The organism is uncultured Thiodictyon sp. (assembly GCF_903946935.1).
Taxonomy (GTDB): domain Bacteria; phylum Pseudomonadota; class Gammaproteobacteria; order Chromatiales; family Chromatiaceae; genus Thiodictyon.
The window spans coordinates 1-23,877 of the sequence record NZ_CAJAXH010000186.1 but is presented as its reverse complement, the minus strand read 5'-3'; the positions used below and the strand labels follow the sequence as shown (position 1 = coordinate 23,877).

Genomic DNA, 23,877 nt, shown 5'->3' with positions numbered 1-23,877 from the left:
GAAACGCTGTTCGCGCAGGTGCTCCAGCGCATGCCGTTGCCTCCGTCACCAGCGCGCCGACGGCCCCGTCCGCCCAAGTCGTCCGCGCTCCTGCTGGTGGCGGCGTAACCGGGGGTGGCCGGAACGATGATCAAGGCCGAATGTTCGCAACTTCCGCGACATTGCGCCAGCCATGCTCCAGCAGTAAAGCGTGCAGCCAGCTCCGAGCGTCGGACCAATCGGTGATCTGGTTACGATCAACAGAGAGGGCAGGGCGCAGCGCCTCCGTCAAATTGAGCACCAACCCGGTCAGATCGCTATCGTCATCCGTGCGCTGCACCAAGATGCCGTCTGATAACAGGCGTCCGGGGCCGCAGTCTTGCCGACCGATAAATTCCCGCCCAGAGAGGAAATGCTGAATCAGCGCCCCGCTCCACCAAACCCTGGCCTGTAGGGAGTTGCCCACGCTTTCCGGTATAGGAGCCAAGGCGCCGCACTCGTTCACCATCCCGGGCCCGGGCTCTCCCGCCGCCAGCCGCAGGACTTGCGTCCCGATGATCTCGGTCTCGAATTCCGGCACCCACAGCCACTCGACAATCTCGTCCAGCAGCTTGGCAGGATCGGCATCGGCCCGGTTCAGATAGCGCCGAATACGGGTCCCCTTCAGCGTATCCCGCAACGGCTGAACCCGAAACAGGCTGCCGCTCCCCACCACCCGTGCCCGAATCCCCGCCTCGCAATCGACCCCATTCGCATCCAGTCGACGGCTCTCGACCAGGACCTCATCGGCGAGCATGAAGTAGCTGAAGACACCGATGCCGAAGCGGCTGTTGGGGTAGAAGGGGATGCCGGCGGCGTCCCAGTCCGCCAGTTCGAGATGGAATTCGTGGCTGTCGGCAAAGCGGCGGCCGGCGCGGGCGAAGAGGCCGCGCAGGTGACGTTCGGCCATGCCGATGCCGTTGTCCTCGCACTCGATGAAGGACCGGCCGTCCTCCTTGCCGGCGCGGAAGCGGATGAGTCCACGGTAGACCGGGGTGTCGTCGCTGAGCTTCCCCTGGGCGCGCAGCCAGCGTTCGCGGGTGCGGCGGTAGCGGCAGGCGTCCAGTGCATTCTGGTACAACTCGCGCAGGGCCAACTCCGGCTTGCCGTAAAGTGTCTCGCCCATGAGCAGTTCCCGCACCCGTGCCTGATCCAGCGTAAAGGTCAGATGCGGGCGGGAGTAACGCGGGGCCTCGGGGTCCTGGGCTGGTCTTACGCTGCCGTCCCCCAGGCGTCTGGGCAGGTTCGCGATCAGGTCGGCAGGCAGGACCTCTTCTCGCGCGAGCCGGTGCAGGTGCTCCCCCAGCGTGGCCACATGGGTCTCGAGCGCGGCGTCCAGGGCCTCGTGGGGGCAGTCGAGCGCCAGGGTCAGGCCGCTGCCGTCCCGGTGCCATTCCGCCTTGGTGAGGGTTTGGGCGAGAAAGGCGGCGGTGACTGGCGCGTCCACTCCCAGGTGCTCGGCCAGGACCGGGGGCAGCCGCCGCGCGTCCAGGGCCATTCCGAAGGCGAGATTCAACAGGTGGGCGAGCTTGACCTCGTCCAGACAGCATTGCGCCGTCCCCTCGCCGAAGGACCGGTTGCGCTCCAGCCCTTGGGGGCCATCGCGCCGCTCTTCGAGCCCAATGTCGTCGAACCCGGCGAAGGCGAGCCGCACCAGCGCGACCAGGCGGGCACCGTCGAGTACGCGGGGGACCCGCGCATCCGCCGCCACCGCGGGCAGGGGCGCGGGGGCGAGCACGGTGTCCAGTGCCTCGTTGGCCCAGCGGCGGGCGCCGGCGGGCTGGCCCGGGGCATAGTCCCAAAGCTCGCCGCTCTCGTGTAGGAAGCGCAGCAGTTGCCAGGCGGCCAGGTCGTCCGCCGCGGCGTCGAGCCCGCGTCCGCGCAACAAGGCGCGGCGGCGCTCCCAGGCGGCCTCGGAGGCGACCCGGTTGCGCAGGGCGAGGGCCATGCGGCAGGCGTCCGGGCCAAAGTCGGCGGGGGTCAGGGGGTCGCCGTTCGCCAGCAGGCGCAGTTGGGCGGCGGCCAGGATCGCCTCGTAGAGATGGGGGACGGCGATGACGGCGGCGGCCTCGGCGGGGGTCAGGAAGGCCGCCGCCGCGCCGTCGAGCAGGACCTCCAGGCGCCGTAGGATGCGCGCCGGGGCCGCGTCGTCGCCCCAGCGTTGGCGGGGCAGGCGCTCGCGGGCCTGGTGGTGGATGGCCTCGGCGCGCTGGATCAGGGTGCGCAGTTGGTCGGCGAACCCCTGGGAGGCGCCGGCGGCCAGGTCCCAGATCGGCCCCCGAGTGGCGAGCCGGACCCAGTGGCTGCGGTCGATCTGCTGGCGCAGCCGGGCGGCGGGGCTCTCCTTGATGACGAGCTTCAGCGGGTCGCCGCCGCGGCCTTCGGCACGGAGTTCGCTCAGGGTGACGGTCTGGTGCAGACCGAGCGGGGCGAGCCTGGCGTCCAGCCGTGTCTGGACGGCGGCGCATACGTCGCCCAGGGTGTCGAAGGCGTCCTCGGCGGTCAGGGCCTCGCACAGGGCGCGGGTGAAATAGCTGGAGGCGTCGGCCCCGGTGGCGGCTTGGCTGAACTCGCCCGCGGCGCAACTGAGGAGGAAGGCGATGCTGGGCGTTTCCGCTCCGGGTTGGGGTGGCGGTGCCTCCGGCCCCTTGTTGTCCACGACTTCGAGCCGGATGTCCTGGCGGCAGGCGTCGATGACGATGATCGCGGAGTCGGCCCCGGACCTGCGCGCCAGGGCGTAGAGGTCGGTATCGCCGATGAGGTCGTGGCGCGGGCTTGGGTCGGCCGGGTCGTAGTCCTGGGGGATCAGGAGGCGGCGCCCGTCCCATTCGACCCCGTGCCCGGAGAAGTAGATGAGCAACTCGTCCGCGGGCTGCCCCGCCTCCAGGAACTGCCGGATGTGCTTGCGCAGGTTCTTGGTGCTGAGGTACTCGCCCTTGCTCCCGACGAGGCTCGTGACCTGGTCGGGCGCGAAACCGGCCAGGACGAGCGCCGCCGCGAGGTCCTTGGTGTCGCGCCCGGCGGCAGGCAGGCGCAGCGACGACTCTTCGTAAGCATCGACCCCGAGCAGCAGGGCCTTGCGCGCCATGGGTTCAGGCCCGCTCGAAGGTGAGGGTTACCGCCGCCTTGGCGCCTGCCGTGAGGGTGCCGATGAGGGTCACGCCGCCCTGCGCGGAGATCTCGATCCCGACGCTGACGGTCTTGAGGCGGAAGCCGGCCTCATCACGGGCGGCGAAGAGGTCCGCCATGTCCTGACGCAGCTCCTCAATGCTTGCCTTCAGTTTGTCGACGTCGACCTGTGCAAGCACGGCCTCGGTGCTGCGGGCAGTCATGCCTTTGGTCTGGGTGGTTTCGGCCGGTGCGACGAGTGCTCGGATGGTGCGTGCCATGGTTTGCCCCCAATGTGATTGGGCCGGCGATCGGGCCGGCGGGAATACGTGGCTAAAAGAAACCTAAGTCTACCTCTTGTCCGGGAATCTTGCTGGGCTACGAATCTTCGTGGTCAGGGTTTCTGGCCTATCACGTGGCCGAGAGATCTATCTTGTCATAAACCTCCGCCAGGTCCAGGGTGCAGTCCACGCTTGGCAGATAGACGCTGTCGGTCAAGGCGTTGAAGTCGGTGAGTATCCAGCGGTCGTCCGCGCCGCGGGTATAGAGGTCTACCTGCGCCTGGTGTTGTGAGATCAGCAGGTATTCGCGCAGGCTCGGGACCTGGCGATAGAGTGCAAACTTGCCGCCGCGGTCATAGGCCTCGGTGGAGTCGGAGAGGACCTCGACGATCAGGCTGGGGTTGAGCAGCATATCGGTGCGGTCGTCTTGGAATTCGTGCTCGGCACAGAAGGCGACCAGGCCCGGATAGGTGCCGGCATTGGCGGCGCGGATGCGCACCTTCATGTCGTTGGCGTAGACCTGGCAGGGGCGGCCCTTCATCTGGGTCCATAATTGACCGGCGACATTCATCACGATGGCGTTGTGGGCCGCGCTCGCCCCGGTCTTAGGGCGGACCTTGCCGTCGATATACTCGTTGCGGTCCTCCAAGGCCGCGCGCTCGCCTGCCAGCCAATCATCGAAGCTGACATGGGGTTTGGGTTGCAGTGACATGGGATGCTCCCGGTGCTGGGGATGGGGCGATTATAGACCTGGACCTTGGGCCGGGTTGTGACGCCCGCCAGCGTCGGTCGCCCTGAAGGGCGATCGACATGCCCCTGGTCAAGGCCGCTAAGCCCGGTGCCGGTGTAAACTCCCTTGATCGCCACCATGTTCCTACCGCTTCTGCCCGTGCGCGGGCCAGTCCCAGACCTCCCATTGACTCCGGAATCACCATGAGCACCACCGAGACCGCCATCACCGCCGCGACGGCCAACGCGACGGCCGTCGCCCGGGCGACCCCCATGCAGTATCTGGACAAGGCCATGAACGGCCTGCACGACCTGGGGCTGGTGCCGGCCGAGGGCGCCAAGCAGGTCGACCCCATCATCGCGCTCCTGAACCAGATCTCGGAACTGGACGCGGCGCGCGTCACCGCCATCGCGCGTACCCTGAACCAGTCCTCGCTCTTCAACGACGTGGTGCGCCGCGAGGTCCAGGCCATGGAGATCGGCAGCCGCTACGAGGAGATCACCAACGCCTTCAACAGCATCCGTGATGACGCCAAGACCATGGTGGACCAGATCGCGGACGGCAAGCTCGACAGCTTCGAGCGCCTGAGCAACGTCTGGATGAAGGTTACCCGCGGTGACATCGCCAGCCGCTTCGACAAGATCAAGGAGACCTATCTGGACGTGACCGCCGCCACCAGCGACCAGATCCAGCGTGAGCAGCGGATTCTGGAGGCCTATCAGGACTTCCGCGGGGCGCTCAAGCAGTCCGAGGTCCTGGCGCTGGAGGTGCTGAAGACCGCCCAGGGGCGCCTCGACGCGGCCAAGGAGGCCGTCCAGTGGGCGATGAAGGTGATCGACTCGGCCGGCGTCCCCGGTGCGTCCCAGGACGCCGCGGACCGCGCCCGTCTGGAACTGGCCCGGGACGAGCAGGTGCGTGCACTGCAACAGGAGGAGAAGCGCTACCAGATCGCCAAGGACCTGTCGGACAACCTGACGGTCTCCTACAACACCTCCGAGGTCGTGATGGCGCGCCTGCTTCAGACCACCAACGCCAAGGAGCGGGTCTATTCGCAGGCGATCAGCTTCTTCAGCACCAATGAGGTGGTCCTGACCGCGCTCACCGCCTCCTTCACCGGCATGTTTGGTCTGTATGTGGCGACCCAGACGGTGGAGGCCATGAAGGATGGCGTGAGCAAGTCGCTGGAGGTGCTGGCGGAGATGGGCGGCAAGGTCCAGGAGGCGGCGGTGCGTGCCGGCTATGGCCCGACCATCCGCGCCGAGTCGGTCAAGAAGCTGGTGGAGTCGGTGGTCTCCTGGCAGACCAAGTCGCACGAGATCATCGAGGAGATGCGCCAACAGAGCACCCAGAACGCCAACGAGATCCGCGACGCGGTGGAGGACGGCAAGCGCAAGCTGGCGCGCCTGGCGGAGCAGGGCAAGGGGCTTGAGCTGACCGTTGGGCAGAGCGCGCCATCATGAGCGAGCCGGCGGCGATTGATCGGGCGGCCGGCAAGCCGCCGCTCGACGAGATCATGCTCGCCATGGACGTGGTGGATACGCTGCGGCGGCGTGAGCGCCTCGCCAAGACGGAGCTGGACGACCTGGGCCGCGCGGAGGACCTGGTGGCGCGCCTGCGCACGATTTATGCGGAGCAGGGTCTGGAGGTCCCGGACCGCGTGATCGAGCAGGGTGTGGCGGCGCTCAAGGAGGAGCGTTTCACCTATCGGCCGCCGCCGGACACCCTCGGCACCCGGCTGGCGTTGCTCTATGTCCGGCGCGGTCGCTGGGGCAAGTGGCTCGGCGGGATCGTCGCGCTCGGCGTGCTGGCGGTCGGGGTCGGCTATGTCCTCTTGGTTGCCCCCGCGGCCGCCGATATCAGTGACACGCACGACGACGGCAAGCCCCGTGGCGAGCGGGTTTTCCATGACGCGATGAACACGACTGGCGGGGCGAGTAGCAAGCGGTGAGCACAGATATGGTTTCCGGCAGACAGACCCTGGAGCGCCTCGAGGAGGCGGTGGCTGCGGCGGGCGCCCAGGCCGCGGCGGTCGAGGCGCAGATGGCGGCGCTCAATCAGCAGCTGCAGACGCAGCGCGACGGTGAGACCAAGGACTATCAGGACCTGGCCAAGCTGCGTCTGGGTCAGCTCGGCGACACCACCCTGGTGGAGCGGCTGGACCAGACGCAGCTGACGGTGGCGGCCCTGCTCGCCCCGCGCCAGACGGCCTTGACGCAATTGCAGGCGCAGCTTGAGACCGCCGCGGCGGCCGCGCGCGCGCTGGCGGCGCAGCGCGCCGATGAGGCCGCGGCGGTCGATGCCGCCGCCCAGGCGTTGGACGCGGCGCAGGCCAGGACCCAGGCACGGCTGGCCGCGGACCCCGACTACCAGGGCCGGCGCGAACGCGCCCAAGCGGCGCAACGCACGGCGGCCCAGTCGGAGGAGAAGGCGACCCAGAGCGCCGCGGAGCGTGAACAGAAGGGGGCCTCCTACCGCGCCGATCCGCTCTTCATGTACCTGTGGGAGCGTCGCTTTGGCCTGCCCGAGTACCGCGGCTTCGCCCTCACCCGGTATCTCGACGGCAAGGTCGCCCGGCGCATCGGCTTTGTCGACGCCCGCGCCAACTATGACCGCTTAAACGCGATCCCGGAGCGCCTGCGTGAACACGCCGCCACGCTCAAGGCCCAAGCGGAGGCCGATTTTGCCGTGCTGCGCTCCCTGGACGAGGCCGCCCGGGCGGCCGACGAGGTCCCGGCATTGGCGGCGCAGTTGGCGCAGGCGCAGTCCCGGCTTGCCGCCATCGAGGCGCGCCTCACCCAGGCCGAGTCCGAGCGCGAGGCGCTCCAGGCGCAGACCTCACGCTATACCTGCGGTGAGGACGAGCACTCCCAACAGGCGCTGGCGTTCCTGGCCGCCGAACTCAAGCGCGATGACCTGCTGGAACTGCGCCGGGCGGCCCTGGCCACCCCCGCGCCGGACGATGATCTGATCGTCGCCCGCTTGATGCAGGCGGACGAGGAGCGCCGCCGACTCGAGGCGTCCATGCAGGGGCTGCGCGAGGCGCTCGCGGACCAGCAGCGGCGGGTCGCCGAGGCCCAGACCCTGTGCGCGGACTTCAAGACCAGCCGCTATGACCGTGCCGGCTCCAGCTTTGATAACGAGGCACTGATCGCCACGGTGCTGGCCGAATTTCTGCGCGGCGCCGTCGACCGCCAACAGGTCTGGCGCACCCTCCAGGAGCAGCAGCGCTATCGCGCGGAGCAGTCCGACCCGGACTTTGGCTCCGGCGGTTTTGGCCGCGGCACCGTCTGGAGCTAGGCGAGTACTAGCTCAGATCGTACCAGGCGCCGCCCGACGGCCTCAATGGCAAGAAGCCCGCTCAGGCCGGGTCCAGTCGATAGACCCGTTCTGTGAGCTCGGTGAGTCCCCGTTGGCGCATCCCTGGCGATTCCGGCAGTGCATCGAACGTGCCCAGTGCCGTGATCCGGTGGGTCTCACCGAAGAGCTGCTGCACCTCCGCGCTCGACACCGAGAAGGGCGGCCCGGCCATCAGTGCCTGGTCATATTCCAGTGTGATCAACAGGCGCGGTACCCCGGCGGGTAGCAGTGCCGCGAGGTGCGCGGCATAGCGCTCGCGCAACTCGGGTGGCAGCGCGATCAGGGCGGCGCGGTCATAGACGGCCCCGACCCCGGCCAGCTGGGCGGGGGGCAGGGCGAAGACATCCCCGCACAGGATCTCCAGTTCGTCGACCCGGTGGCGGCGCAGCCCCGCGTCATCCGTGACGGTGGGGGTCAGGCCGTTGTGGGCAAAAAAGGCGTCGACCGCGAGCGGGCTCAACTCGACCCCGAGCACCCGGTAGCCCTGGCCGGCGAGCCACAAGAGATCAATGGTCTTGCCGCACAGCGGCACCAGCACCTGGGTCCCAGCCGGGACCGCCAGGGGGGGCCAAAAGGTGCTGAGATGGCGGTTGACCTCCTCCAAGTGCCAGCCGGTCTCACCCCGATGCCAGCGCGTCAGCCAAAAATCGGCGTCCATGCTAGCCGGTGCGCACGATCAGTGATTCGACCACCCAGCGCAGCGGGTCGCCGCGCACACCGAAGACCGAGACGGCGGTCAGCGCGTCGGTGAGCAGGTTGTGGGCCATCTCCTTGGCCTCCACCAGCCCGACCACGGAGGGGTAGGTGGATTTGGCCAGATCCTGGTCGCGCCCGCGGGTTTTGCCGGTCACGGTGGTCTCGGCCACCACGTCCAACACGTCGTCCTGGATCTGGAAGGCGAGCCCGACACACTTGGCATAGCGGTCCAGACGCTCGGCATGGTCCGCATCCAGTGGGGTGTCGGCCAAAATGGCCAGGCGCACGGCGGCACGGATCAATGCACCGGTCTTGTGGATGTGGATGTGTTCCAGCATCACCCGGTCCAACTGCTTGCCCTCGGCCGCCAGGTCCAACGCCTGGCCGCCGGCCATGCCGCGCGAGCCGCTGGCCTGGGCCAGGGTCTCGACCATGGCGATGCGCGCGCCGGCGCTCAACTCCGAGGCCTCCGCCAGGGCCTGGAAGGCGAGGGTTTGCAGCGAGTCCCCGGCGAGGATGGCGGTGGCCTCATCGAAGGCGATGTGGCAGGTGGGGCGGCCGCGGCGCAAGGCATCGTCGTCCATCGCCGGCAGGTCGTCATGGATCAGGGAGTAGGCGTGGATCAGCTCCACCGCCGCGGCCGGGCGATCGAGCAGGGCCGGGGCGATCCCCAGGGCCTCGCCGGCGGCATAGCACAGCAGCGGGCGGATGCGTTTGCCCCCGTTGAGCACGCTGTAGCGCATGGCCTCATGCAGGCGCGTGGGCTCAAGCCCCGGGGCCGGCAGCAGTTGTTCGAGGGTGGCCTGGACGCGTGCAACGCAGCGCGCCCGAAAGGCATCCAGTGCTTGTTCACTCATGGACGATCCGGGGGGGCGATAGTGGGGGCCGTGGAGTTGGCGAAGGGCTCGGGCGTGGCGTCCGGGCGGTTGTCGGTCAGGATGCGTACCCGTTGTTCGGCGCCCTCCAGGGCCTGGCGGCAGGCGCGGGTGAGGGTCACGCCGCGTTCAAAGGCCGCGAGGGACGCCTCCAGCGTCAGGTCACCCTTTTCCAGTGCGGCGACGATGGTCTCCAGTTCGTTCAGCGACTGCTCGAAAGGGGGCGGAGACGGGTCTGCTGGTTTCTTCATAAGGTTTGCATCAAGGTTTAAAGGTACGGTAGCGTACCCAGGTTTTGCGGTCAAACCGGCGGACCGACGGGCCCACCGGACGGCTGCGCCGCCCACTTGCCCCAGGGAGCAACGATTAAGCCCATGACAGGCACCTACGACGCCTCAGCAATCGAGGTCTTAAGCGGTCTCGACCCGGTGCGCAAGCGCCCCGGGATGTACACCGACACCTCCCGCCCCAACCACCTGGCTCAGGAGGTTATCGACAACAGTGTCGACGAGGCCCTGGCCGGCCATGCCCGCACCATCGATGTGGTGCTCTACGCCGACGGCTCGCTCGAGGTGGCCGACGACGGCCGCGGTATGCCGGTGGATATGCACCCCGAGCAGGGACTGCCCGGGGTGGAGGTGATTTTGACCAAGCTTCACGCGGGCGGCAAGTTCGGCGGCGGGAGCTATCGCTTCTCCGGCGGGCTCCACGGCGTGGGTGTGTCGGTGGTCAACGCACTCTCTAACCGCCTGGAGGTCTGGGTGCGGCGGGCCGCGCAGGAATATCACATGGCCTTTGCCAACGGGGACAAGGCGAGCGACCTGACGCCGATCGGCACGGTGGCGCGCGCCCGCACCGGCACCCGGCTGCGTTTCTGGCCGGACCCTAAGTATTTCGACACCCCCAAGTTCGCACCCAAGCCGTTGATCCACCTGTTGCAGGCCAAGGCGGTCCTGTGTCCTGGACTCACCGTGCGCTTCCGTGACGAGGCCGCGGCGCAGCAGCTTGAGTGGTGCTATCAGGACGGGCTCAAGGACTATCTGATCCAGACCCTGGGTGGCTGCGAGACGTTGCCCAGCGAGCCCTTCGTCGGCGACCTGGAGAGTACCAACGAAGCCGCCAGCTGGGCCCTGGCCTGGACCCCGGAGGCCGGCGAGCCGGTCACCGAGAGCTATGTCAACCTGATCCCGACGGTGCAGGGCGGCACCCATGTCAACGGCCTGCGCAGCGGGCTCACCGAGGCGGTGCGCGAATTCTGCGAGTTCCGCAATCTGCTGCCCCGCGGGGTCAAGCTGGCCCCGGAGGACGTGTGGAACCGGCTCGCCTACATCCTTTCGGTGAAGCTCATCGACCCCCAATTCTCCGGCCAGACCAAGGAGCGGCTGTCCTCGCGCGAGTGCGCCGCCTTCGTCTCCGGGGTGGTCAAGGACGCCTTCAGCCTGTGGCTCAACCAGCACACCGCCGAGGGCGAGCGGATCGCGGAGCTGGCCATCAACGCCGCCCAGGCGCGGCTGCGCGCCGGGCGCACCGTCATCCGCAAGAAGATCACCCAGGGTCCGGCCCTGCCGGGGAAGCTGGCGGACTGCACCTCCACCGACCCGGATCGCAGCGAGCTCTTTCTGGTGGAGGGTGACTCCGCCGGCGGCTCGGCCAAGCAGGCACGCGACCGTGAGTTTCAGGCGATCCTGCCGTTGCGCGGCAAGATCCTCAACACCTGGGAGGTGGACTCGGCGGAGGTGCTGGGCTCCCAGGAGGTCCATGACGTCGCGGTGGCCATTGGGGTGGACCCGGGCAGCGACGACCTGACCCGCCTGCGCTTCGGCAAGGTCTGCATCCTGGCGGATGCGGACTCCGACGGGGCACACATCGCCACCCTGCTGTGCGCCTTGTTTCTCAAGCACTTCCGGCGTCTGGTGGCGGAAGGCCATGTGCATGTGGCGATGCCGCCGCTGTATCGGATCGACGTGGGCAAGCAGGTCTTCTATGCACTGGACGATGGCGAGAAACAGGGTATCCTCGACCGGATTGCCGCCGAGCGTATCAAGGGCCAGGTCAATGTTCAGCGCTTCAAGGGCCTGGGCGAGATGAACCCGGCCCAGTTGCGCGAGACCACTATCCATCCGGACACCCGCCGGTTGGTGCAGTTGACGATCGAGGCCGAGGACGATAGCAGTAAGGTGCTCGACATGCTGCTGGCCAAGAAGCGCGCCGCGGACCGCCGGGCGTGGTTGCAGGAGAAGGGCGACCTGGCGGAGGTCTGAGTTGCTGGAATTCCAGTATCCTACCCGCAGCAAAGATCGGCGAAGTTGGAGATTTGCAGTTGCCTCACGATGACAATCTAAGTCGGGACGCATTGATTCAAGAGCTGCGTAAATACCACGCACTCGACAGCGTCATGCAGGCGACCGACGCGATGCTGGTACTGCTCGATCCGGCGTTCAATTTCGTGTGGGTGAGTCCCGCCTACGCACAAGCCTGCCGGATGGCGCCCGAGGAACTGCTTGGAAAGAACCATTTCGCCTTGCATCCCGACGCCGAAAACGAGGCGATCTTCCGCCAGGCTCGCGACTCGGGCGAGGCGGTTGTCTACAACGACCGGCCGTTCGCATTCCCGGGCCAGCCGGAACGGGGTGTGACTTATTGGGATTGGTGTCTGACGCCGGTCAAAGACGAACACAAGGCGGTGACGGGGCTCGCGTTCTCGCTCAGCGAGACGACGCGGTTTAAGCAGGCGGAGGATGCGCTGCGGCAGAGCGAAGAGCGCTTTCGGCTCTTCATGGACCACAGCCCCGCGATTGCCTGGATGAAGGATGCGCAGGGGCGGTATGTCTACATCAACAAGACCTGCGAGGAGCGGTTTGGGGTGCGTCTGGCGGACTGGCAGGGAAAGACCGATGCCGATATGTGGCCGGCCGAGGTTGCCGCCACCCTGCGCCGGAACGATCTGTACGTGCTCGCCGGCGGCCGTTCGCTGGAAGCGATCGAGGAGACCCCCCAGCGCGATGGCAGTCGCGCGGTCTGGCTCAACGTCAAGTTCCCGTTCACGGACGCGGCGGGAAACACCTTCGTCGCCGGCATGGGACTCGACATCACCGCACGCCGGCAGCAGGAAGCGGCCTTGCTTGAGGCCCAGGAGCGCCTGTCCATGGCGCAGCGCGCCGCCGCGGCGGGGATCTGGGACTGGGATATCCGGACCGGCCACCTGAACTGGTCGAAGGAGTTCTTCCAGCTCTTCGGACTTGATCCGGCCGCGTTCGCGGCGAGCTTCGAGGTCTGGCGCAACGCGCTTCACCCGGCAGATCGGGTGGCGGCTGAAGCGCGCATTCACGAGGCCATCCGCAAGCACATCCCGCTGAACAACGAATACCGGATTGTTCTGCCCTCTGGCGAGGTGCGTTGGGTCGATACAGTTGGTGACATCGCCTACGACGCAGCGGGGCAAGCCGTGCGCATGACTGGGATCTGTATCGACGCGACCCAGCGCAAGGCTGCCGAGCACGCGCTGCGCGAGAGCGAGCAACGGTACCGCGCCATCATCGACGCCGCACCGGTGCCCTTTGCCCTGAACGATGCGCAGCAGAACATCACCTATCTGAACCGGGCCTTTATCGAGCTGTTCGGCTATACGCTGGCGGATATTCCTACCCTGGTGGAGTGGTGGGCGCTGGCCTATCCAGATCCCGACTATCGCCAGTGGGCCATGGACACCTGGCGGGAACGGATCGAGCAGACCCGGCACAACGGCGGACGCTTCGTGACGGTGCCGGAGGTGACCCTTCGCTGCAAGAATGGCAAGGATCGCACCGCGGTGTGCGGGGCAGCGGCACTCGGTTCAGCCTTCGAGGATCTGTTACTGGTCAGTTTCTTCGACATCACCGACCTCAAACAGGCCCGCGAGGCGGCCGAGCAGGCGGCCCGGGTCAAATCCGAATTCCTGGCCAACATGAGCCATGAGATCCGCACCCCGCTCAATGCCATGCTGGGCTTGGCGCAACTGCTCGAAGGCGAGGCGCTGTCCGCCGAGCAGCGCCACCTGGTCCAAGGGCTGCACACGGCCGGGCGGTCCCTGCTCGGGCTGGTCAACGACATCCTCGATCTCTCCAAGCTCGAGTCCGATCGGTTGCGCGTGGAGGTGCGGACCTACGCGCCGGCGGCGGTGCTGGCCCAGGTGGAGAGCCTCCTGGGTCAGCAGGCCCGGGCCAAGGGGCTCGACTTCCGGCTCGAGATCCCGGCGGGGCTTTCCTCCTGGCTGCGCGGGGACCCGCTGCGGTTGGAGCAGATCCTCGTCAACCTGGTCGGCAACGCGGTGAAATTCACCGAGCGCGGCGGCGTGCGCATCCGGGTCAGCCAACAGGAGGTCGACACCCGGACGGTGCGTCTGCGCCTGGAGGTCCGCGACACCGGGATCGGGATCGGGCATGAGGACCTGGCCCTCCTGGGTACCCCCTTTACCCAGGCCGATGGGAGCATTACCCGCCGTTTCGGCGGCACCGGGCTGGGCCTGGCCATCAGCAAGCAGTTGGTGGAGCGGATGGGGGGTTGCGTCGGGGTCGACAGCACCCTGGGGGTCGGCAGTACCTTCTGGTTTGAACTACCCTGCGAGCGGGCCAGCGCGAACGACACGCCGCCGCAGGAGGCCGCGCCCGCCGGGCGGCCGGCCGGACCCGGCCTGAGCGGCGTGCATTGTCTGGTGGTGGACGACAGCCCCCTGAATCTGGAGGTGGTCGAACGTGCATTAAGGCGCGAGGGCGCCCGCACGACCCTGGTCGCCGATGGCCAGCAGGCCCTGGACTGTCTGCGCGCCCACGCCCAGGATATCGATGCCGTGCTGATGGACATCCAGATGCCGGTGATGGATGGACTCACCGCGACCCGCGCGATCCGCCGGGAACTCGGCCTGACCGCGTTGCCCGTGATCGCCTTCTCCGCCGGCGTGCTGGCCGAGCAACGCCAACAGGCACAAGATGCCGGGGTCAGCGACTTCCTGGCGAAACCCGTGGACCTGGATGACCTGGTCGCGGTGCTGCGCCGCTGGACCAAGCCGCCACCGGCGGTTGCGCCCGGGGCCGCGGGGCCGGTCCCGACGCCGTCGCCAGGTCCGGCGGGGTTTCCGGACATCCCCGGCATCGATGGTCGCCGGGCGGCGCGCCTGCTCGACCGGGACTGGTCGTTCTTCCTGCGTCTGGCGCAGCGGTTTGCCGCCGATTTCGCCGACGCAACCCGGCAGACCCAACAGGCCCTGGCGCGCGGCGAGGTCATGGCGGCCGCCCGACGACTGCATACCCTGCGCGGCCACGCCGGGAACCTTGGCGCACTCGCACTGGCGCAGAGCGCCGAGGTGCTGGAAACCGCGCTCGCCGACCCGCGGGTGGACCCGGCGCCGGCGCTGGCGGACTTCGATGCGCGCTTGTGCGCTCTGCTCACCGCGCTGGCGCCCTGGCTGGACGGTGCAGCACCGGTGCCGGATGCAGACCCCGATGCGCCGCTGCACGCGGGCCGGCTCACCGCGCTCGGCGACGCCCGATCCGGGCATGATCTGGCGGCCCTGGACCTGTTCGAGGTTGAAGTCATACCCGCGAGCCCCGCCGCCTGGATCCTGATCGTCGACGACGATCCCGTCAGCGTCGAGATCATGGCGCGGGCGCTCAAGCCCGTGTGCCGGTGCGACTTTGCCTTATCCGGATCGGCGGCCTTGGAGCGACTGGCCGCGGATGAGTTGCCGGCACTGATCCTGCTCGATGTCATGATGCCGGTGATGGACGGCCACTGCCTGTGCCGGACGCTTCAGGCCGACCCGCGCCTAAAGGGCATTGCGGTAATCTTTGTGACCGCCAGCCGGGATTCGGACACTGAGACCCAGGCCCTGGAGGGGGGCGCGGCGGATTTCATCCCCAAACCGATCAATCCACCGGTGCTGCGTCTGCGGGTTGGACTGCAACTCCAGTTGCGCGAGCGCGCGCAGGCACTGAGTGACAGCGAGGCGCGCTTTGAACGCCTCGCCCATTTTGACGCGCTGACCGGACTGCCCAACCGCCTGTTGCTGGCCGACCGTCTGCATCAGGCCATGGCGCAGACCCAGCGACGGCGACAACGCCTGGCGGTGGCCTATCTCGACCTGGATGGCTTCAAGGCGGTCAATGACCGCCACGGACACGCCGTTGGCGACCAGTTGTTGGTGACCCTGGCCGACCGGATGCGCCAGGCCCTGCGTGAAGGCGACACCCTGGCGCGCCTTGGCGGCGACGAGTTCGTGGCCGTGCTGATCGATCAGGAAGACAGCGACGCAAGTGTGCCGCTGTTCAACCGCCTACTGGCCGCCGTCGCCGCGCCGGTGCCCCTTGGCAATCTCATCGTGCAGGTGTCGGCCAGTATCGGCGTCACCTACTATCCGCAGCCGCAGGAGGTGGACGCGGATCGACTGCTGCTTCAGGCCGACCAGTCCATGTATCGGGCCAAGCTGGCCGGCAAGAATCGTTACCATGTTTTCAACCTCGAAGAGGACCAGCGTACCCAGGGTGAGCATCGGGTCTGACCAGGATAGGTGCAATAATGACCTTAACCAATTCCGACAGAACGGGTGGCGCGGCCGGCGGCCCATGGCGGAGCCGGAGCTTCGGTGTCGCGCGGCGAATGCCCTGTGAGCCAGGCGTGCCGGTGGCGACCGCATGACCCGGGGCAGGTTGGCCGCTCCCTGTGTGTGTTACGCTTTGCCGGTACACTTCATCGAGGCCCGCCCATGGAAACACTTGATATCTTCTCGGTCCGGGAGCTTCGGACACGCTCCGGTGACCTGCTCAAGGACGCCGAGCTTGGCCAGATGTCGCTGATTACGAAACATGGTCGGCCGGCCATCCTCGCCTTGCCGTTCGACCGTCGGTTGCTGGAGCAGGGCGTCCACCGAGCCCTTGCTTTGCGCCTGTTTGAGGGTCGACAACTCACCCTGGCGCAGGCGGCCACGGTTGCCGGGCTGTCCTTGGATGGGTTTATTGACCTGCTCGGCTCGCTCGGTCTGGTCGCCGTAGACTACCCGGCCGAGGACCTGGCGGCCGAGTTGAACGCTGCTTTATAGGATCCAGCCCGCACCACCGCCGGAGGTTTTGCCCCCATGCGCCCATTCCGATACGCCCATGCCGCCGGTGACGACTGGCGGGAGATTGCGGACGCCTGCCTGAGCCAGCTCGGCGAGGTGCCGGCGGCCGCCAACCTGGGCTTTCTGTATGTCACCGATTCGCTGGCGGACGACTTGGCCGAGCTGCTCGGCCGGTTGAAGGACGCCACCCGGGTGCGCGACTGGGTCGGCGCCGTGGGCATCGGCATCTGTGCCACCGGCACCGAGTATTACGAGGACCCGGCGGCGGCCGTGATGTTGGGCGAGTTCCCGCCCGACGGCTTCCGGGTCTTCCCGAATCTGGTCGATGACCTGGCTGCCTTTGATACGTGCAATGGTGAGTGGATCGCGGAGCGCCACCCGCTGCTGGCCCTGGTCCACGGGGACCCGACGGGCGGCGTCACCGAGGAGCTGATCGAACAACTCGCCACCCGCACCGCGGCCGGTTTTCTGGTGGGCGGGCTCGCCAGTTCGCGGGGTCATACCTGCACCATCGCCAACGGGTTGCACCAGGGTGGGCTGTCCGGCGTGCTCTTCGCCGAGGGGGTCGGGGTCCTCACGCGCCTGAGCCAGGGCTGCTTGCCCATCGGCCCCCACCGAACCGTCACCAAGGTGGAGCGCAATATCCTGATGACCCTGGACGGCCGGCGTGCCCTGGATGTCCTCAAGGAGGATATCGGCGAGGTCCTCGCGCGCGACCTGATGCACATCGGGCGCACGATCTTCGTCGGCTTGCCGATCGTCGGTTCCGACACCGGCGACTACCTGGTGCGCAACCTGGTGGGGCTCGACCCCGACGAGGGTCTGGTGGCGGTGGGCGACCTGCTGGAGCCGGGCCAAAGGCTGATGTTCTGCCGCCGCGACGGCGCGACCGCCCGCGATGACATGAACCGGATGCTCGCCTCACTCAAGGGCCGGCTGCGGGAGCCGCCCCGGGGTGGGGTCTACGTGACCTGTCTGGGGCGGGGGGTCAACCTCTTCGGCCCCGACTCCGCGGAACTGTGCCAGATCCAGGAGGCCCTGGGAGATGTCCCACTGGTCGGCTTCTATGCCAACGGCGAGATCTCCCAGGACCGGCTCTATGGCTATACCGGCGTGTTGATGCTCTTTACCTGACCCTCCGAGGGGGAGAGTCAGGCCGCCTCGGTCGTCAGTTCCTCCGCCCAGCACCCGGTCGGGGGCCCGAGCACCAGCTCAGGTCCCTCGAAGCGGACCAGATAGAGTGTGCGCTCAGGGTCTTCCTCCAGATGACCGATCTTGAGGATCACCCCCCGGGTCCCGGGGGAGGCGATCAATGCGTCCGCGGCCAGGTCCGGGATGCCCCCGTCGTTGATGATGTCGGTGGCGGCATAGACCAGATCGCCGGGGTTGAGTTCGTCGAGCGTCATGGGGTGTGCTCCGTTAGTGGTGGAGTTGGTGGATGGGGACTGCGGGTCTGTCATTAATCCGACCAAGATACTGCGCCGTCCTGTGGCAGAGCCGACAAGCGAGCCGGCAGTTGGTCGTTATGCTAAACAAAATCAGCGATATGTCTGCGTCTTAGCGCGTGGCATGGGGATTGCTAATTCTTCACTAACAGCAAAAGCAAGACTCAAGCCATCCGGAGCACCTGAACCATGTTGACCCTGACCCCCAGCGCACTGAAGGCCGTGAGCCGTTTTATCAAGGGATCGGCCGACCCGGTCGCCGGGCTGCGCATCTCAGTGACTGGCGGCGGCTGCTCCGGCCTGCAGTATGCTCTGGCCCTGGAGGCCGCGGCACGCAGCGACGACACGACGGTCGAGTGCGGGGGGGTGACGATCCTGGTGGACCCCACCAGCGCGCCGCTGCTAGCCGGCATCACCATGGACTTCAAGGACAGCATGGAGAGCAACGGATTCACCTTCGTCAATCCCAATGCCTCCCAGAGTTGCGGCTGCGGCAAGTCATTCAGCGCCTAGACGGCCCCCAATCGTCGGCGCCAGCTGCGCCGTTGCGGTTCAGATTCATCTTCTTTCCCGGAGACACGCCATGTGGGATTACTCGGACAAGGTCAAAGACCACTTCTTCAGCCCGCGCAACGCCGGTGCGGTGGCCGACGCCAATGCCGTCGGCGATGTGGGGTCGCTGTCCTGTGGCGATGCACTGCGGCTCTCACTGAAGGTCGATCCGGAGACTCAGGTCATCAAAGATGCGGGTTTCCAGACCTTCGGCTGCGGCTCGGCCATCGCGTCGAGTTCCGCGCTCACCGAGATCATCAAGGGCATGACCCTGGATCAGGCACTGACGGTCACCAACCAGGACATCGCCGATTTTCTCGACGGCCTGCCCGCGGAGAAGATGCATTGCTCGGTGATGGGGCGCGAGGCGCTCCAGGCGGCCGTCGCCAACTACCGCGGTGAGGTCTGGAAGGATGACCACGAGGAAGGCGCCATGGTGTGCAAGTGCTTCGCGGTGGACGCGGTGCTGATCGAGGAGACCATCCGGGCGAATGGGCTCTCCAGTGTCGAGGAGGTAACCAACTATACCAAGGCCGGCGGCGGCTGCTCCGCCTGTCACGAGGGGGTGGAGGAGATCCTGACCCGCGTATGCAAGGAACAGGGCCGGGCCTTCAATGCCACTGCGGCCGCACCCCCGCCCGCCGTTCGACCCAAGCTCGGGACCCTGGCGCGCATCCGCCGCATCGAGGGGGCCATCGAGGCGATCCGGCCGAACCTCCAGCGTGACCGCGGGGACGTGGAGCTGGTGGAGGTGGACGGTAAGACCGTCTATGTGAATATGACCGGGGCCTGCGCCGGTTGTCAGATGGCCTCGGTCACCATCGAGGGCATCCAGCAGCGGATCATCGAGGACCTGGGCGAATTCGTGCGCGTCCTGCCGGCCGCCGCCATGCGGGCGCGGGCCTGACGCTGTCAAACCGGACCAAAACCGGAAGTTGCTCACGCCAAGGCGCCAAGACGCCAAGAAAGACAATGAAGTCCCTAGATGACTTGGGACCCTTCGGGTTCATCACCCGCTGTCGATCATGCATTGAAGACCCTTGGCGTCTTGGCGCCTTGGCGTGAGAATCCCTTCTTCCAGTACGACGGTACCTAACCGAGGCACGACCATGACCGACGGCATCTATCTCGACAATAACGCTACCACCATGGTCTCGCCGGAGGTGGTGCAGGCCATGCTGCCCTATTTCACCGAGCAGTTCGGCAATCCGTCCTCGCTGCACCAATACGGCAACCGGGTCGGTCAGGCCATCAAACAGGCCCGCCAGCAGGTGCAGGCACTGCTGGGCGCCGAGCATGAGTCGGAGATCATCTTCACCTCCTGCGGCACCGAGTCGGATTCCACCGCGATCCTCTCCGCCATCAAGGCCCAGCCGGAACGCAAGGAGATCATCACCACCGTGGTGGAACACCCGGCCATCCTGGCCCTGTGCGAACAGTTGGAGAAGGAGGGCTACAAGATCCACCGTCTGAAGGTGAACGGCAAGGGCCGGCTCGACATGCAGGAGTACATGGACCTGCTGTCGGAGCGGGTCGCGCTCGTCACCGTGATGTGGGCCAATAACGAATCGGGCACCCTGTTCCCGGTGGAGGAGATGGCCGACCTGGCACGCTCGGCGGGGGTCATGTTCCATACCGACGCGGTGCAGGCGGTCGGCAAGATCCCGATTGATCTGAAGGACACCAGCATCGACATGCTGTCACTCTCGGGTCATAAGCTCCACGCACCCAAGGGGATCGGTGTGCTGTATCTGCGCCGCAACACCCGCTTCCGCCCACTGCTGCGCGGCGGACACCAGGAGCGCGGCCGGCGTGCCGGTACCGAGAATTCGGCCTCCATCGTCGCCCTGGGCAAGGCCTGCGAACTGGCCCTGCAACACATCGATACCGAGAAGCGGACCGTGCGCCGGATGCGCGACCGTCTGGAGCAGGGCATCCTGGCGGCCGTCCCGCATGCCTTCGTCACCGGTGACACGACCAACCGGCTGCCCAACACCTGCAATATCGCATTCGAATATATCGAGGGCGAGTCGATCCTGTTGCTTCTCAATAAGCTGGGCATCGCCGCCTCCTCCGGCTCGGCCTGCACCTCCGGCTCGCTGGAGCCCTCGCACGTCATGCGCGCCATGGGCATCCCCTATACCGCCGCCCATGGCACCGTGCGTTTCAGCTTCTCCCGCTACAACACCATGGAGGAGGTCGAGACCGTCATCCGCGCCGTCCCGCCCATCGTCGCCCAATTGCGCAAGCTCTCACCCTATTGGGGCGAGAATGGGCCGATTACCGACCCCGAATTGGCCTTCGCGCCGGCCTACGCCTGACGCGCTTCATTACAGCCGGGACAGCGGAATCCAAGTTGCTCTGGTTCCCAAGCTCCGAGACTGTGCAATTATCCACTCGGCCGTTTCTCTCGAACTAAAATGGACCCCATCCGACCCTTTGAAGGCCTGCGTCCCGACATCGACCCCAGCGCCTGGGTGGACCCGACCGCCGTGGTCATCGGCGATGTCACCTTGGGTGCCGGCGGCTCCATCTGGCCGCTGTGCGTGGTGCGCGGGGACATCCACCGGATCAGGATCGGCGCGCAGACCAATATCCAGGACGGCAGCATCCTGCATGTTACGCACGACAGCCGCTTCAACCCCGGGGGCGCGCCGCTGATCGTCCACGAGCGGGTGACGGTCGGGCACCAGGTGGTGCTGCATGGCTGCGAGATTGGCGAGCTGTGTCTGATCGGCATCGGTGCCCGGGTGCTGGACCGGGCGGTGATCGAGCCCCGCACCCTGCTCGGCGCCGGCGCGCTGGTGCCCCCGGGGCAGGTGCTTCCCGGCGGTGCGCTGTGGGTCGGTGCCCCCGCGCGACGGGTGCGGGCGCTGACCGAGCGCGAGCTGGAATATCTGGAGTACTCGGCGGCCAACTATGTCCGCTTGGCGCAGCGGCATCGCGTGGGCGGGGGCGCATGACTCAGCGTTAATGGATCGGCCATCGTTCGGCAATGGGGCTTGAGTCAGACTGTTTGCAGGCGCCGGGAAGCGCATCGGCGCCGCCTGACACATTGTCTATCGCAAGAGGAACACAGTCATGACCAAGCTGAACCGCACACTCGCCGTCGCCATCGCGTTGGCCCTGTCCGGATCGGGGATCGCCTACACGATGGCGGACACCGCCGCCCCCGCGACCAAGCCGCCGGCCGCGGCAGCCAAGGCGCAGGATCAGGTACCGGTGGAGGTCACCGAGACCGTTACCGGCGGACCTACCGCGCAGCAGGACCGGGTGATGTCGAGCGCTGGACTGGCCGCGGTGCGCGCCGCCCATCTGGCGCGCGTGGCGCTCAACGACGGCTATACCGAGCAGGCCAAGAAGCTTTTGGCGGAGGCCCACGAACAGCTTGAAAAGGTAAAGGCAGACGATAAACCGGTGACCGTGTCCGCGCAGGTCAAGGTGGGCACCAAGGCGGTCGAGTCTGAGAAGGACACCGTGGCCCCCGACCTGATCCCCATCCTGTCTGACCTACAGGTGATCGAGGATGTCGCCGAGAGCCCCGCCAAGCTGGATGCGCTCGGTAAGGCGAAGGGCCATCTGGGCAAGGGCGAGCGGCAACAGGCCCTTGAGGTGCTCAAGGCGGCCGAGGTCGGGGTGGCCTCACTGGAGGTGAGCATGCCGCTCGGCGACACCACGGCGCTGGTGGACCAGGCCCGCAAGCTGATCGATGCGGGCAAGTTGCACGAGGCCAATCTCGAGCTCAAGAAGGTAGAGGATGGCCTGGTGCGGGAAAACACCCTGATCTGGAGCCCCGTCCAGGCACCGGCCGAGTCCGCCAAGGCCCCGACCGAGTCGGCCAAGGCCGCCCCCCCGGAGGCTAAACCGGCCAAATAGCCATCCTCGGGTGGCGCTGAACCGTCGCCGGTTGCCGCGCCGCTTAGGTCGGGTGCTCGGGCTCCGATTCGAGCGCCGCACCCGGATACCAGGACTGGACCTCGGTGCGGCTCGCCGGCGGGCTGAATGAGTGCGATGCCACCGACCCGTCCCGGTGCCGGATCAGCCAGCGGCGCTGGGGCGCATCGGGAACACCGGCGCCGGCCCAGCGCGCTGCGGTTGAGTCGGCGGTGGTGGCCAGATGGAGGCAGGGGGCGGGGGTCATACCTCGACCTCCCCCGGTCGGGCGTCTTGTCCAGGCGGTCGCAGGCCCGGTGTGCCGCGGCGCCCCGTGGGGTGGCTCGATGACCGGACGGCCGTGGGGTCCGGTGCGCGCTCTTCGAGGGTGTCGCGATCAACCATGGGTGTCGATTCCTGCCTGCACGAAGTGGCCTGTCTAAGTACCTAATCATACGACACAACCGACTGAGAAAGCGCGAGAAAAATTTGCCGCTCGCAGCGCCGCCAGGGCGGGCGGAGGAAAGCTCACCCTAGACAGCGTATTCTGCCGCAAACGAACGCAAATAAATACAGGAGGTTATCTCCGTCCTGCCCAAGCGGCCAAGTGCCCGCCGGGTGCGCCGAGCTTGCTCCAGGCAAACCTATAACCAACCGTTTTCTATTGTCTTAGGTCGATTTCGGCGGCCCGGCCTCCCGGTTGCTCATCACCCGCTGCACCGTCTCCAGCATCTCCTCGCGCTTGAATGGCTTGGTGATGTAGTCGTCCATGCCGACGCCGAGACACAGTTCGCGGTCGCCGGCCATGACGTTGGCGGTCATGGCGACCACCGGGAGGTGGCGGCCGCGCAGACGATCGGGCAGTCCTTCGGGTACGGTCTCCGGGCGCTCGGGCGGCTGTCCGCCCTCCAGGGCGCGGATGATGCGCGTGGCCTCCAGTCCGTCCATCGTCGGCATCTGCACGTCCATCAACACGAGATCGAACTTCTCGGACGTGAGCGCGATCAGGGCGATCTCGCCGTCCGGGGCCTCGGCGACCTCATGGTTGTCCTTCTCCAGGACGCGGCGGGCGATGACGCTGTTGACGTGGTTGTCCTCGACCAACAGGATGCGATAGGTCCCCCGCGGCGGCGGCGGGGTCGGTGCCACGATGCCGGAGGCCGCCAAGCGCTGGGCCTCGGCCAAGTCATGCATGTGGTTGAGCAGCTCGCCGACGATCAGTGGCGTGGTCACGCACAACACCCCTGGCGCCCCGGCGAGTCGCTCGCGCTCCTGCGGGTCCGGCTCGGACAGGGCGATCAGGGTCAGCTCCGGCGCCACCGGGAGCTCGTGCAGGAAGCTTGGTAGGTCGGTGCTGGTGGCATCGTACAGGCGCTTCTCCAGCACGACGACGCTGAAGGGGTCCTGGCCCGCCGCCGCGGCCCTGAGTCGGGCGTTCGCCACGGCAACGTCGAAGACCGTCTCGGCGCGGCAGCCCTGCTGGTTCAGGCGCTCGCCTACCAGTCCGATGGCGATGGTGTCGATACCGGCCAGCAAGACCCGTGGTGCGCCCAAATCGGGCGGCGCTCGACCCTCGGTGCGGGGCAGGCGCACCGTGAAATGAAAGCGGCTGCCGCTGCCGGGCTCGCTCTCCACCCACATGCGCCCGTCCATGAGTTCGGCGAGCTTCTGCGAGATGGCGAGCCCGAGCCCGGTACCCCCGTGCTTGCGATGGCCTTGATCATAAATCCGGCCAAGACCTAGCGTAGGGCTTGGTGAATCACCGCAGGAGAGCGGCAGGACCCGCGAAATTGTGTACCCTTGGAAGTGCAAACAAACCGAGGGTGAAGCACCATGTTCGAAGGTCCTGCCG

The 23,877-nt window shown here is 67.1% G+C and carries 21 protein-coding genes; 12 read left to right on the top strand and 9 right to left on the bottom strand.

Going from position 1 to position 23,877, the window contains the following annotated elements:
- Nucleotides 1-130: 130 nt before the first annotated feature.
- The 3 genes from QZX93_RS15975 to QZX93_RS15965 form a co-directional block, all read right to left on the bottom strand.
- Entirely contained in the window at nucleotides 131-3,106 is a 2,976-nt protein-coding gene (locus QZX93_RS15975) for a caspase family protein (protein ID WP_295383940.1), read from the bottom strand.
- A 4-nt stretch (nucleotides 3,107-3,110) separates the two neighbouring features.
- Entirely contained in the window at nucleotides 3,111-3,407 is a 297-nt protein-coding gene (locus QZX93_RS15970) for a hypothetical protein (protein WP_295383939.1), read from the bottom strand.
- Nucleotides 3,408-3,537: 130 nt separating this feature from the next.
- Entirely contained in the window at nucleotides 3,538-4,119 is a 582-nt protein-coding gene (locus tag QZX93_RS15965) for a Uma2 family endonuclease (RefSeq protein ID WP_295383938.1), read from the bottom strand.
- Between the two features lie 221 nt (nucleotides 4,120-4,340).
- Here QZX93_RS15965 and QZX93_RS15960 point away from each other — a divergent pair, with 221 nt between their 5' ends.
- Genes QZX93_RS15960 through QZX93_RS15950 form a run of 3 tightly spaced genes read left to right on the top strand, consistent with a single transcriptional unit; the run spans nucleotide 4,341 to nucleotide 7,434 of the window.
- Complete coding sequence (locus QZX93_RS15960) at nucleotides 4,341-5,597, top strand: cell surface protein (RefSeq protein ID WP_295383937.1); 1,257 nt, start codon at nucleotides 4,341-4,343, stop codon at nucleotides 5,595-5,597.
- A complete protein-coding gene (locus tag QZX93_RS15955) occupies nucleotides 5,594-6,085 on the top strand; it encodes a DUF6384 family protein (RefSeq protein WP_295383936.1) in 492 nt (163 codons plus the stop codon). Before QZX93_RS15960 ends, QZX93_RS15955 begins: the two co-directional genes overlap by 4 nt.
- Before the next feature lie 8 nt (nucleotides 6,086-6,093).
- Nucleotides 6,094-7,434, top strand: a complete 1,341-nt coding sequence (locus tag QZX93_RS15950) for a hypothetical protein (RefSeq protein ID WP_295383935.1) — start codon at nucleotides 6,094-6,096, stop codon at nucleotides 7,432-7,434.
- Between the two features lie 61 nt (nucleotides 7,435-7,495).
- On the opposite strand, the gene QZX93_RS15945 is transcribed toward QZX93_RS15950, so the two are convergent.
- The 3 genes from QZX93_RS15945 to QZX93_RS15935 are packed head-to-tail and all read right to left on the bottom strand — an operon-like array spanning nucleotide 7,496 to nucleotide 9,316.
- Entirely contained in the window at nucleotides 7,496-8,152 is a 657-nt protein-coding gene (locus tag QZX93_RS15945) for a thiopurine S-methyltransferase (protein WP_295383934.1), read from the bottom strand.
- 1 nt (nucleotide 8,153) lies between these two features.
- Entirely contained in the window at nucleotides 8,154-9,047 is an 894-nt protein-coding gene (ispA, locus tag QZX93_RS15940; protein ID WP_295383933.1) for a (2E,6E)-farnesyl diphosphate synthase, read from the bottom strand.
- Nucleotides 9,044-9,316, bottom strand: coding sequence for an exodeoxyribonuclease VII small subunit (locus QZX93_RS15935; RefSeq protein ID WP_295383932.1), 273 nt, complete (start codon nucleotides 9,314-9,316; stop codon nucleotides 9,044-9,046). The genes ispA and QZX93_RS15935 overlap by 4 nt, the downstream gene beginning before the upstream one ends.
- A 123-nt stretch (nucleotides 9,317-9,439) precedes the next feature.
- Here QZX93_RS15935 and parE point away from each other — a divergent pair, with 123 nt between their 5' ends.
- The 4 genes from parE (at nucleotide 9,440) to QZX93_RS15915 (ending at nucleotide 17,289) form a co-directional block, all read left to right on the top strand.
- Nucleotides 9,440-11,326, top strand: coding sequence for a DNA topoisomerase IV subunit B (gene parE, locus QZX93_RS15930; protein ID WP_295383931.1), 1,887 nt, complete (start codon nucleotides 9,440-9,442; stop codon nucleotides 11,324-11,326).
- Nucleotides 11,327-11,385: 59 nt separating this feature from the next.
- Nucleotides 11,386-15,597, top strand: a complete 4,212-nt coding sequence (locus QZX93_RS15925) for a response regulator (protein WP_295383930.1) — start codon at nucleotides 11,386-11,388, stop codon at nucleotides 15,595-15,597.
- Nucleotides 15,598-15,801: 204 nt separating this feature from the next.
- Nucleotides 15,802-16,134 carry a type II toxin-antitoxin system prevent-host-death family antitoxin gene (locus QZX93_RS15920; RefSeq protein WP_295383929.1) on the top strand — a complete coding sequence of 111 codons (333 nt, stop codon included), beginning with the start codon at nucleotides 15,802-15,804 and terminating at the stop codon, nucleotides 16,132-16,134.
- A 36-nt stretch (nucleotides 16,135-16,170) separates the two neighbouring features.
- Nucleotides 16,171-17,289: an FIST N-terminal domain-containing protein gene (locus tag QZX93_RS15915; protein WP_295383928.1), complete on the top strand. Its 1,119-nt coding sequence runs from the start codon at nucleotides 16,171-16,173 to the stop codon at nucleotides 17,287-17,289.
- Between the two features lie 17 nt (nucleotides 17,290-17,306).
- On the opposite strand, the gene QZX93_RS15910 is transcribed toward QZX93_RS15915, so the two are convergent.
- On the bottom strand, nucleotides 17,307-17,561 hold the full coding sequence (locus tag QZX93_RS15910; protein WP_295383927.1) for a nitrogen fixation protein NifZ: 255 nt from the start codon (nucleotides 17,559-17,561) through the stop codon (nucleotides 17,307-17,309).
- Between the two features lie 228 nt (nucleotides 17,562-17,789).
- Between QZX93_RS15910 and QZX93_RS15905 the strand changes: the two genes are divergently transcribed.
- The 5 genes from QZX93_RS15905 to QZX93_RS15885 all read left to right on the top strand — a co-directional run bounded on the left by QZX93_RS15905 (nucleotide 17,790) and on the right by QZX93_RS15885 (nucleotide 22,028).
- Nucleotides 17,790-18,113: an iron-sulfur cluster assembly accessory protein gene (locus tag QZX93_RS15905; RefSeq protein WP_295383926.1), complete on the top strand. Its 324-nt coding sequence runs from the start codon at nucleotides 17,790-17,792 to the stop codon at nucleotides 18,111-18,113.
- Between the two features lie 70 nt (nucleotides 18,114-18,183).
- Nucleotides 18,184-19,059, top strand: coding sequence for a Fe-S cluster assembly protein NifU (nifU, locus tag QZX93_RS15900; protein WP_295383925.1), 876 nt, complete (start codon nucleotides 18,184-18,186; stop codon nucleotides 19,057-19,059).
- A 202-nt stretch (nucleotides 19,060-19,261) separates the two neighbouring features.
- On the top strand, nucleotides 19,262-20,473 hold the full coding sequence (gene nifS / locus QZX93_RS15895) for a cysteine desulfurase NifS (protein ID WP_295383924.1): 1,212 nt from the start codon (nucleotides 19,262-19,264) through the stop codon (nucleotides 20,471-20,473).
- 99 nt (nucleotides 20,474-20,572) lie between these two features.
- A complete protein-coding gene (locus QZX93_RS15890; RefSeq protein ID WP_295383923.1) occupies nucleotides 20,573-21,115 on the top strand; it encodes a gamma carbonic anhydrase family protein in 543 nt (180 codons plus the stop codon).
- 118 nt (nucleotides 21,116-21,233) lie between these two features.
- Complete coding sequence (locus tag QZX93_RS15885; RefSeq protein WP_295383922.1) at nucleotides 21,234-22,028, top strand: YfdX family protein; 795 nt, start codon at nucleotides 21,234-21,236, stop codon at nucleotides 22,026-22,028.
- A gap of 43 nt (nucleotides 22,029-22,071) precedes the next feature.
- Here QZX93_RS15885 and QZX93_RS15880 read toward each other — a convergent pair whose 3' ends face one another.
- On the bottom strand, nucleotides 22,072-22,293 hold the full coding sequence (locus QZX93_RS15880; protein WP_295383921.1) for a hypothetical protein: 222 nt from the start codon (nucleotides 22,291-22,293) through the stop codon (nucleotides 22,072-22,074).
- 401 nt (nucleotides 22,294-22,694) lie between these two features.
- Nucleotides 22,695-23,877: response regulator (locus QZX93_RS15875; protein WP_295383920.1), on the bottom strand; the 1,183-nt coding region annotated here is incomplete at its 5' end.

Coding starts and splice junctions, on each gene's coding strand:
- QZX93_RS15915 (WP_295383928.1), top strand. CDS start 16,171: ATGCGCCCATTCCGATACGCCCATGCCGCCGGTGACGACTGGCGGGAG.
- QZX93_RS15960 (WP_295383937.1), top strand. CDS start 4,341: ATGAGCACCACCGAGACCGCCATCACCGCCGCGACGGCCAACGCGACG.
- nifS (WP_295383924.1), top strand. CDS start 19,262: ATGACCGACGGCATCTATCTCGACAATAACGCTACCACCATGGTCTCG.
- parE (WP_295383931.1), top strand. CDS start 9,440: ATGACAGGCACCTACGACGCCTCAGCAATCGAGGTCTTAAGCGGTCTC.
- QZX93_RS15950 (WP_295383935.1), top strand. CDS start 6,094: ATGGTTTCCGGCAGACAGACCCTGGAGCGCCTCGAGGAGGCGGTGGCT.
- QZX93_RS15885 (WP_295383922.1), top strand. CDS start 21,234: ATGACCAAGCTGAACCGCACACTCGCCGTCGCCATCGCGTTGGCCCTG.
- QZX93_RS15905 (WP_295383926.1), top strand. CDS start 17,790: ATGTTGACCCTGACCCCCAGCGCACTGAAGGCCGTGAGCCGTTTTATC.
- QZX93_RS15970 (WP_295383939.1), bottom strand. CDS start 3,407: ATGGCACGCACCATCCGAGCACTCGTCGCACCGGCCGAAACCACCCAG.
- QZX93_RS15945 (WP_295383934.1), bottom strand. CDS start 8,152: ATGGACGCCGATTTTTGGCTGACGCGCTGGCATCGGGGTGAGACCGGC.
- QZX93_RS15880 (WP_295383921.1), bottom strand. CDS start 22,293: ATGACCCCCGCCCCCTGCCTCCATCTGGCCACCACCGCCGACTCAACC.
- ispA (WP_295383933.1), bottom strand. CDS start 9,047: ATGAGTGAACAAGCACTGGATGCCTTTCGGGCGCGCTGCGTTGCACGC.
- nifU (WP_295383925.1), top strand. CDS start 18,184: ATGTGGGATTACTCGGACAAGGTCAAAGACCACTTCTTCAGCCCGCGC.
- QZX93_RS15910 (WP_295383927.1), bottom strand. CDS start 17,561: ATGACGCTCGACGAACTCAACCCCGGCGATCTGGTCTATGCCGCCACC.
- QZX93_RS15955 (WP_295383936.1), top strand. CDS start 5,594: ATGAGCGAGCCGGCGGCGATTGATCGGGCGGCCGGCAAGCCGCCGCTC.
- QZX93_RS15890 (WP_295383923.1), top strand. CDS start 20,573: ATGGACCCCATCCGACCCTTTGAAGGCCTGCGTCCCGACATCGACCCC.
- QZX93_RS15920 (WP_295383929.1), top strand. CDS start 15,802: ATGGAAACACTTGATATCTTCTCGGTCCGGGAGCTTCGGACACGCTCC.
- QZX93_RS15975 (WP_295383940.1), bottom strand. CDS start 3,106: ATGGCGCGCAAGGCCCTGCTGCTCGGGGTCGATGCTTACGAAGAGTCG.
- QZX93_RS15935 (WP_295383932.1), bottom strand. CDS start 9,316: ATGAAGAAACCAGCAGACCCGTCTCCGCCCCCTTTCGAGCAGTCGCTG.
- QZX93_RS15965 (WP_295383938.1), bottom strand. CDS start 4,119: ATGTCACTGCAACCCAAACCCCATGTCAGCTTCGATGATTGGCTGGCA.